We start from the raw sequence: 8,284 nt of genomic DNA, 5'->3' as shown, positions 1-8,284 counted from the left end.
CAGCCTGCTGCACTTGGTCGATGCCGCGACTCTGCTCTTCCGAAGCCGAGGCAATCTCGCCGACGATGTCCGACACCCGCTTAATGGCAAGCACGACCTCGCCGATCGTCGAGCCCACTTCGGTCGCCTGCTTCGCGCCGAAACGAATCGTCTCGACCGACGTACCAAGCAGCGCCTTGATTTCCTTCGCGGCGTCCGCGGAGCGCTGTGCGAGCCCCCGTACTTCGCTGGCCACCACCGCAAAGCCGCGCCCTTGCTCCCCGGCGCGCGCGGCTTCGACCGCTGCATTCAAAGCAAGAATGTTGGTCTGAAAAGCGATCGACTCGATCACCGCCGTAATCTCCGAAATCCTGGTCGAGCTGCCGCTGATCGTTTCGATGGTCCTAACCATCCCCTGCATGGCCCCGTTGCCGGCATCGGCCACTTCGCTCGCGCGAGCCGCCAGCATGTTGGCCTGACGCGCGTTTTCGGCGTTCTGCCTGACCGTCTCCGTCAATTGCGTCATGCTCGACGCGGTCTGTCCCAACGATGCGGCTTGCTCTTCGGTGCGCATCGATAGATCCGCATTCCCGCTGGCAATCTCGCGCGCCGCGACGTTGACCGATTCGCTGCTCGCCTTGATACCGCTCACCGTGTCGCTGAGCTGCCGGTCCATCTTCTGCAATGCCAGCAGTAACTGTCCGAACTCGTCCTGCGGGTGCTTATCGTCGAAGGGGTTGCCCAACGTTCCGCTCGCAATTCGATTGGCGACCCACACAGCGCCCTTCAAAGGCCGGATAACCTCGCCCGACAAGTAAAAAGCCAACGCCGTCCCCACGACGAAGGACAAGCTGGCCAGGACGATGGAAGTCAATAAGACGTGCCGATACGTCGCATCGCTATCGTCCGCGAATGCTTGTGCTTGAACGTTGTGCAATGCCACGGCGTCTTCGACGAGCTTGCCGAACGACTGCGCCACCTCTTCATGGCTGTCGATATCCGGAACGGCGCCGAAGTAGCTGCCCGCGCCGAGTTCACCCACCAATTGCGCGGTCAAGGCATTGAACTGTGGCAGGACCTTCTTCATCTGATCGGCCAGCGCATGTTCCTTCTCGCTCGACGCACCTTGTGCGACGTAGCGTGTCCACCCGTGCGCAATGCTCTTCTGATCCGCGCGAATCCGCTCGATGCCGGTCTTGGTCCGCCCCGCATCGCGATACATTTCGATCAAGTGAAGCTGCAGCCGAATATCGAGCACGGCCGCCCGGATGTCGGACAGATCCGCAATGGGAATGGTGCTCCCCGTATAGGAGCCGCGCATGTTCGCATTCACGCTGGATAAGCCCACCGCGCCGAAAATTTCGACGGCAGCCATTAGCATCACGAATACGCCGAACGTGGCGGAAATCTTGAATCGGACGCTTTGCACGAAACGCTTCATCATCCCCTCCCCGGTGGGATGCACCGCCCGGATTTGCGTCGAGCATCGACCTTGGCGGCAAGACATCAAGACGGAAAAACGCGCACTCATACTCTTGTCGGCATGAGTGCGCGGCTCCCTTCTTTTATCAACTACTCACAGCTTGGACGACTGGCAGTCCATCAGAACTTGTGACGGATGGCCACGCGCGCGACGAGCTGATTGCGATTCGACGACGCGTCATCCGCGCCGGGAACCGCGGCAAAATCAAGCGCCGTACCCGTCTTGTCGCCTGCGGCGTGCTGATACGCGCCTTGGACATACACATCCGTGCGCTTGGACAGGTTGTAGTCCGCCATCACGCCGAACTGGTGATAGACCGGGTTCGCCTTGCCGCTCGTCGCGTTGAAGCTCGCACGCGTGTACGTGTACATCGCGCCCAGGAACAACGCCGGCGTGAGCTGGTACTTCCCGTTCAATTCGAAGTTCTGGAACCGCAAGTTCGACAACGTGCCCGTGGCCGGCAGAATCGATCCGCCCAAGTACTCCGTGCCGGTCGGCTGCTTCATGTACGTGTTCGTGTACGCAAAGCCCAACGTCGCCGGGCCGAACGTGTAGTTCACGCCGGCGCCGAACACGCGCAGCAGCGCCGACGGGAAGTTCGAGTCGCCCGTCTGGCTAATCGCGCCGCCGACCGTCGACCCCGGCTGGTTCGCCTGCAAGTACGCCGCCGCCAACAACAGCCCGCCGTTGGCGTATTGGCCACCGACGCTGTATTGGCGGTTGGCGGCAAAGCCCGTGCTGTTGCTGAAGCTATACGTGCCGCCGAACTGCAAGCCCGCGAAGGTCGGGCTCGTATACTTCACCGTGTTGTCGACGCGGAACGAGTTGTCTGTGTTGTCGTTATCGTACGGATGCGAGAACAAAGCACCCGCCCAGTTGCCGTTGGCCGTCGTCTGCGCCAGATAGTCGACCAGGCTGTCGTATTGGCGGCCCAGCGTGACCGTGCCGAACTTGTCGTCGGCCAGACCCACGTATGCCTGACGACCAAACATGCGGCTACCTTGACGCAGCCCGCCGGTGTTCAAGTTAAAGCCGTTTTCGAGCTGGAAGACCGCCTTCAGGCCACCGCCCAGATCTTCCGTTCCCTTGAGGCCCCAGCGGCTGCCCTGCACGTAGCCGTCACCCATCTCGTAGGCATGCTTCCCGCCTACGTTGTTCGTGTAGTTGAAGCCTTCATCGATCACACCGTACAGCGTGACGGAATTCTGTGCGAAAGCCGGTACCGCAAGCGTCACCGCCACTGCAGGCAACAGCAACTTCATCTTTTTCATCTGTCTGATCCCCAAAACGGAACATCTAATTTCTGATTAACACCCAATCGCCGGCCGCAACGGCACGTTGACCGTGTCGGCGGCTGACGCTTCACCACCGTCTCCGGCATCCGTTCACCGGAGGTTTATTGCCCAATCCATTCGCACACGCCGGCCGCACCGAGCGGCATCATTCGCCCCGGTCGGTGATTCGATCGACGATTAATAATTTACTTAGTAGTACTAAATTATCTTCGACTACTATAAGCATGCCTTATGTGTAGCATCAGCCCGAACAAAAGCCGGCTCAAAAATCATGCGTCACAAAAGCGTCAAGCGCAGCGTATCAAGCCAATTTCTCCGGTCTCGATACATTTTTTACCTACTATGCCCTACCTTTGGTAATGGGAGCGGTTACACAGCGTTCGCTGAAAAGAAAACCGTCAAAACCGGCTTTTCGCCTGCTTGCGAGCCGGATTAATTGGAATGAGTAACCGCCCTTAGGAAACAACAGAAATCCACAAAGTGATTGACACCGGACAAGTCTTTACTTACGGCGACAGGCACAGTGCATCGTTCGCCGATGCAGCGCCATGCATCTATGCGTTCTCTTCAGATGTTGCCGCCAAGGCTGGCGCGTGGCTTTGCATCCGCGCCGTGCGAAACGCGTGCGGCGATTCGCCGTATTCTTTCCTGAACTCGCGCCCAAGATGCGACGCGTCGGAAAAACCGCATGAGGTGGCGATATCCGCGACCGTCCTGTCTGAGCTCGTCAACAGCCAAGAGGCCATTCGAATGCGAATCTGCCGACCGTATGCGTGCGGCGATTTCCCCGTCTCGGTCGTGAAAAGGCGTTCGAGCTGCCGAGCCGAGATGTCGAGCCGATGCGCAAGCTCCACGAGGCTCAATGGCTGGCCGATATGCTGTTCCATCAGAAGAATCGCCCGTCGCACCTTAGGATGCGTTGCCGGTTCGAGCCCCGGCGGATACGGTTGCGGCGCATGGCTCTTTTGCGCATCGTCCACGAGCAGGATACGCAGCGCCTTCTGCACGATCGTCGCTTCCACATGCCTCAATAAAATGGCTGCGGCCACATCGATCGACGCTCTTCCCCCGGAGCATGTGATGCGTCGGCCATCGATGACGAAGAGCCTGTCCGCGACGAGCTTGCTCTCATCGGTCTGCGGAAAACGCTCGCCGAAGTCCCAGTAGTGAAACCAGCTCACGCAGAGGCGATACCCCTCCATGACCCTGGCTCGCATCAGCGCGAACACACCCGTGCAGATCCCCACCAGAGTCGCCGGCGACTCGGCCGCCGCGCGGATGAATTTGAGCGTCGCCTCGCTGGCCGAGGACGGCCCCGAGTGCAGCAAGCCTCCAACCACAACGACGTAATCGAAGGGCCCGGCCTCGTCGAACGTCGTCCATGGCGTGACCTGAATGCCGCAGCTGGCTCTGACCGGGACGAGCGATTCGCCGACGACCGTCCACGAACAGCGCACCGGGCGGCTCATATCGCCCTCGTCGCTCGCGAGCCTGAGCAGATCGACGAAGCCGGAAAAGGCCGTCAGCGTGAAATTGGGTAACAGCACGATCCCAAACCGAATCCTGGGGGGTGATTCAGCTTGGGAGACGGTGGGGTGATTGAGCATGGAACGACCAACGATGCGTAATGGACACGCACTCTTGTTATTTGACGATCCCGACGTCGGCGCCATGCCATTCGCGCATCATCGCGTCGACCTCCTCGACGATCCATTCGCGGAACTGCAGATACTCCGGACGAAGCTTGGCGTTCTTCTGCGTCACCAGATAGTGATAGCGATCATTGAAGACGAGCGCATCCTGTACCGGTCGAACCAACTGCCCCAATTCGACCTGGCGATGGACCAGATGATGCCAGCCCAGCAGCGTGCCCTCGCCCGCTTCGGCCTGGGCCACGAGCAGCCGATAGTCGTTGCTTTCCAGATGCTCGTTTTCGACGAGCATGTCCGTGCCGTCGCTGTGTTGAAACCAGTTGCGCCACACCCGCCAGTCCACGTGCTCGCACACCTGAGCCCGCCCCAGCAGGGAAAGGTTCAGCGTGGGATGCGACAGCAGATCCAACGGCTTGAGCGACCGGCCATGAAAGCGGCGCTCGTGAAACGACGGACTGCATACCGGATAAACCACATCGTGAAAGAGCGGCTCGACTTCGTATTCGGCCTCGCGCGGCGGAATTTTGGTGATGATGATGTCCGGCTCCATGAGCCCGTCGAGCTCCATGAAGTGTTCCGTCACCATGACGTGAAGCTTGATCTCCGGAAACCGCTTGCGGAACCGGGGCAACCTGAACGAAAGCCATAGCGCCGAGAACGTGTGCGAGACGCACAGCGTCAGCGCGTGCTTGTCCGATCGGCGCACCGCCTCGGCGGCCTCCGCGATGTTCATGATCGACAGATACGACGCGTTATAGAGAATACGGCCAGCGTCCGTCAGCGCAATATGCCGCCCGGTGCGCTCGAACAGCGCGACGTCGAGCGAATCCTCCAGTTCTTTTATTTGCCGGCTGATCGCGGCCTGCGTCACACACAGCACCTCGGCGGCCTGCGTGAAGCTTTCGTATCGCGCCGCCGTGACGAAGCACCTCAATGCCCGAAGCGACGGCATTTGGGCGAGGAGCCTGTCGGCGAACAACTGCTTCTTTTGCATTGCTATCACCTTTCAACCAAACACCGAAGCGATTCCCAAGGGTCGCACGACAAAAAGCAGTCGTCCCGCCGGGGTCGTAATACCGCTGCAACTTGACGGAAATGCGAACGCCTCAGAGGTGATAGTGTGCTATTGGCCTCTCTTGTTGACAAGAGAGGCCAACCCGTATCGTCAATCACGTCAATCGAGCTTCAGCCAGGTCGTCTTCAGTTCGCAGTACTGATCGTGCGCGTAGATCGACTTGTCGCGGCCGCCGAAGCCCGATTGCTTGAAGCCTCCGAACGGGGTGGACAAATCGCCCTCGCCGAAGCAATTCACCGTGACCGTGCCCGCACGAATGCGAGCCGCGACCTTGTGCGCTTGATTGACGTTGTCCGTCCACAGCGATGCGGCGAGCCCGTAGCAGGTATCGTTGGCGATCCGGACGGCCTCTTCGACGTCGCCGTATTCAATGAAGCACAGTACGGGACCGAACACTTCGTCACGCGCAATGGTCATATCGGGCGTCACGTTATCGAAGATCGTCGGCTCGACGAACCAGCCGCCGCTTTCCGCGAGCACAGCCTTGCCACCGCACACCAGATGCGCGCCCTCGGCCTTTGCCTTCTCGATGTGGGCGAGCACCTTTTCGTAGTGCGGACGTTCGATCAGCGAGCCGAGTTTCATGTCGGGATCGAGCGGATCGCCCGTCTTCCAGCCTTCCAGCACCGCTTGGATTTTCTGCAGCAGGGCGGCCTTCAGCGAAGCCGGCACGAGAATGCGTGATCCCGCGCTGCAGTTCTCGCCCATGTTCCAGAACGCGGCTGCCACCGCATTCTCGGCCACGGCATCGAGATTGGCGACATCGGGCAAGACGATTTGGGGGTTCTTGCCGCCGCACTCCAATACGACACGCTTGAGGTTCGTGTCAGCCGAATAACGCAAAAAGCGCTTGCCGGTTTCGGTCGAGCCCGTAAACGCGACGAGGTCGATATCGGCATGCTGGCCGATCGCCTGGCCCGCGCCTTCGCCAAAACCCGTGACCACGCTGAACACGCCGGGCGGCACACCCGCTTCCGACGCGAGATCGGCGATGCGAAGCGTGGAAAGCGAGGTCTGCTCCGCAGGCTTGACGATGACGCTGTTGCCGACGGAAAGCGCCGGGCCGATCTTCCATGCGAGCATGAGCGCAGGGAAATTCCACGGCAGCACCGCACCGACAACGCCGATCGGTTCGCGCGTGATCATACTGACGACGCTCGGGCCGGACGGGGACAGGGCGTCGTAGCGCTTATCGGTGGCCTCGGCGTGCCAGCGAATGCATGCCGCCGACTCGGGGATATCGAGCCCGAGGCATTCGCTGATCGGCTTGCCCGCTTCGAGCGCTTCCAGCAACGCCAGCTCCTCGGCGTTGTCGTCGATGAGCTGGGCCAGACGCAGCAGCACGGCTTTGCGCGCAGCTGGCGTGGCCTTCGACCACACACCGCTTTCAAACGCATCGCGCGCCGCCACGACCGCGCGATCGACATCCTTCGCATCGCACTTGGCGACATCGGTCAAGACCTTGCCTGTCGACGGATTAAGCGTGTCGAACGTTTCATTCGAGGCTGCGGTGCAGCGTTGCCCGGCGATGAATGCCCGTCCGTCGAGCCGCAATGCTTCCGCCATTTGCTTCCATTCGTGATAAGTCGCCATCTTCTCGTCCTTGAAAGTTATAGCTCGGCGCCTGCCGTGAATTCCTTGACCCAGATCGTTGCCGATACGGCCACATCCGCAATGGGACGGGCCGGCAGCGAACGCGGATGGGGTTGATTCAGAAGTTGGCGTACGAGCTCGTTCGACTGCCCGAGCGCGTACTCCGCGATGAGCTTGCCCGATGCGGATCCGCGGCTCAAACCGAGGCCGTTGCATCCGATCGCTTCGAAAATGCCCTCGCTGCGCTGCCCGAACAGTGCGCCGTTGTTGGCCGATAAGCACAACGGCCCGCCCCATGTGTATTCCAGTTCGAGGTTATCGAGCATCGGAAAACGCCGGTCGAACGAGCGCTGGTGCAGGCCTTTCGCCTTCGCGAGATCGGATTGAGACACTTCGAGGCTCGGCCTGAACGCGAAGTGATTGCGCACGCAAATGCGATTGTTCGACAAACGGCGCACTGTGGTGCCCATCGGATCTGCGGGAATGAGCGCCCAAGACTGCGTGCCGCCCAGCGTGCCGATCTCGGCGGGCGTCATCTCACGTGTCATCGAGGCGAACGTATAGACGGGCAAGAGGCCGTTCGGATGCCCGCCGAACCTGGCAGCATAGGCATTCGTGCAGAGAATCACCCGCTTTGCCGTGATCTTTCCGTTCGCGAACGTCAACACCTTTGCATCATGGCGATCGTCGATCTCCTTGACGGCGCTCATTTCGAAGACTTTCACGTTCGCCGGCTGGGTCGCCGCGAGGCCCCGCATCAGCGCGGCCGGCTGGACCGTGCTGCAACCCGGCGTGAACAACGCACCCTGGTAGAAGCGAGTGCCCGTCACGTTGCCGATCGCCGCCTCGTCGAGCCATTGGAAAGGCTCGTCGATGCGGGACAAGCCCTCCGCGAAGTGCGACAGCGCCGCGTGTCCTTTCTTGTTGACCGACGCATGAAACTTGCCGTCGTCGCGCCAATCGCACTCGATGTCGTGCTCACGCACGATCGAACGCACGTAGTCGATCCCGTGCCGTTGAAACCGCACATCGGCCTTGTCCGCTTCGACGCTGCGCGAGTAGCTTTCGCTGCTGATGTCGTGCGGCAGATCGACGAAGAAACCGGAATTGCGGCCCGCGGTCGTGCGTCCGATGCGGTCCGCCTCCACCAGCGCGATCGACGCCTCCGGCGCCAGCTCGGCCAAGCGGCGAGCGGCGCACAACCCCG

General features: G+C 60.7%; 6 protein-coding genes. All 6 read right to left on the bottom strand.

Annotated elements, in window-relative coordinates:
• On the bottom strand, positions 1–1,423 hold a 1,423-nt coding region (locus tag ACTHL0_RS04450; RefSeq protein WP_440565382.1), incomplete at its 3' end, for a methyl-accepting chemotaxis protein.
• A gap of 158 nt (positions 1,424–1,581) precedes the next feature.
• Positions 1,582–2,733 (bottom strand): porin, encoded by a 1,152-nt coding sequence (locus ACTHL0_RS04445; protein ID WP_440565381.1) that lies wholly within the window; start codon positions 2,731–2,733, stop codon positions 1,582–1,584.
• Between the two features lie 578 nt (positions 2,734–3,311).
• Positions 3,312–4,364 (bottom strand): GlxA family transcriptional regulator, encoded by a 1,053-nt coding sequence (locus tag ACTHL0_RS04440; protein ID WP_440565380.1) that lies wholly within the window; start codon positions 4,362–4,364, stop codon positions 3,312–3,314.
• A gap of 37 nt (positions 4,365–4,401) precedes the next feature.
• A complete protein-coding gene (locus ACTHL0_RS04435) occupies positions 4,402–5,403 on the bottom strand; it encodes a LysR substrate-binding domain-containing protein (RefSeq protein WP_440565379.1) in 1,002 nt (333 codons plus the stop codon).
• A gap of 180 nt (positions 5,404–5,583) precedes the next feature.
• Positions 5,584–7,077 carry an aldehyde dehydrogenase gene (locus ACTHL0_RS04430; protein ID WP_440565378.1) on the bottom strand — a complete coding sequence of 498 codons (1,494 nt, stop codon included), beginning with the start codon at positions 7,075–7,077 and terminating at the stop codon, positions 5,584–5,586.
• 17 nt (positions 7,078–7,094) lie between these two features.
• A partial coding sequence (locus tag ACTHL0_RS04425) for an NAD(P)/FAD-dependent oxidoreductase (protein ID WP_440565377.1) occupies positions 7,095–8,284 on the bottom strand: 1,190 nt, incomplete at its 5' end.

The organism is Trinickia sp. (assembly GCF_051961175.1).
In the GTDB taxonomy this organism is placed as follows: domain Bacteria; phylum Pseudomonadota; class Gammaproteobacteria; order Burkholderiales; family Burkholderiaceae; genus Trinickia.
The sequence above is the reverse complement of the archived record's forward strand: the minus strand, read 5'-3'. Positions and strand labels throughout refer to the sequence as shown.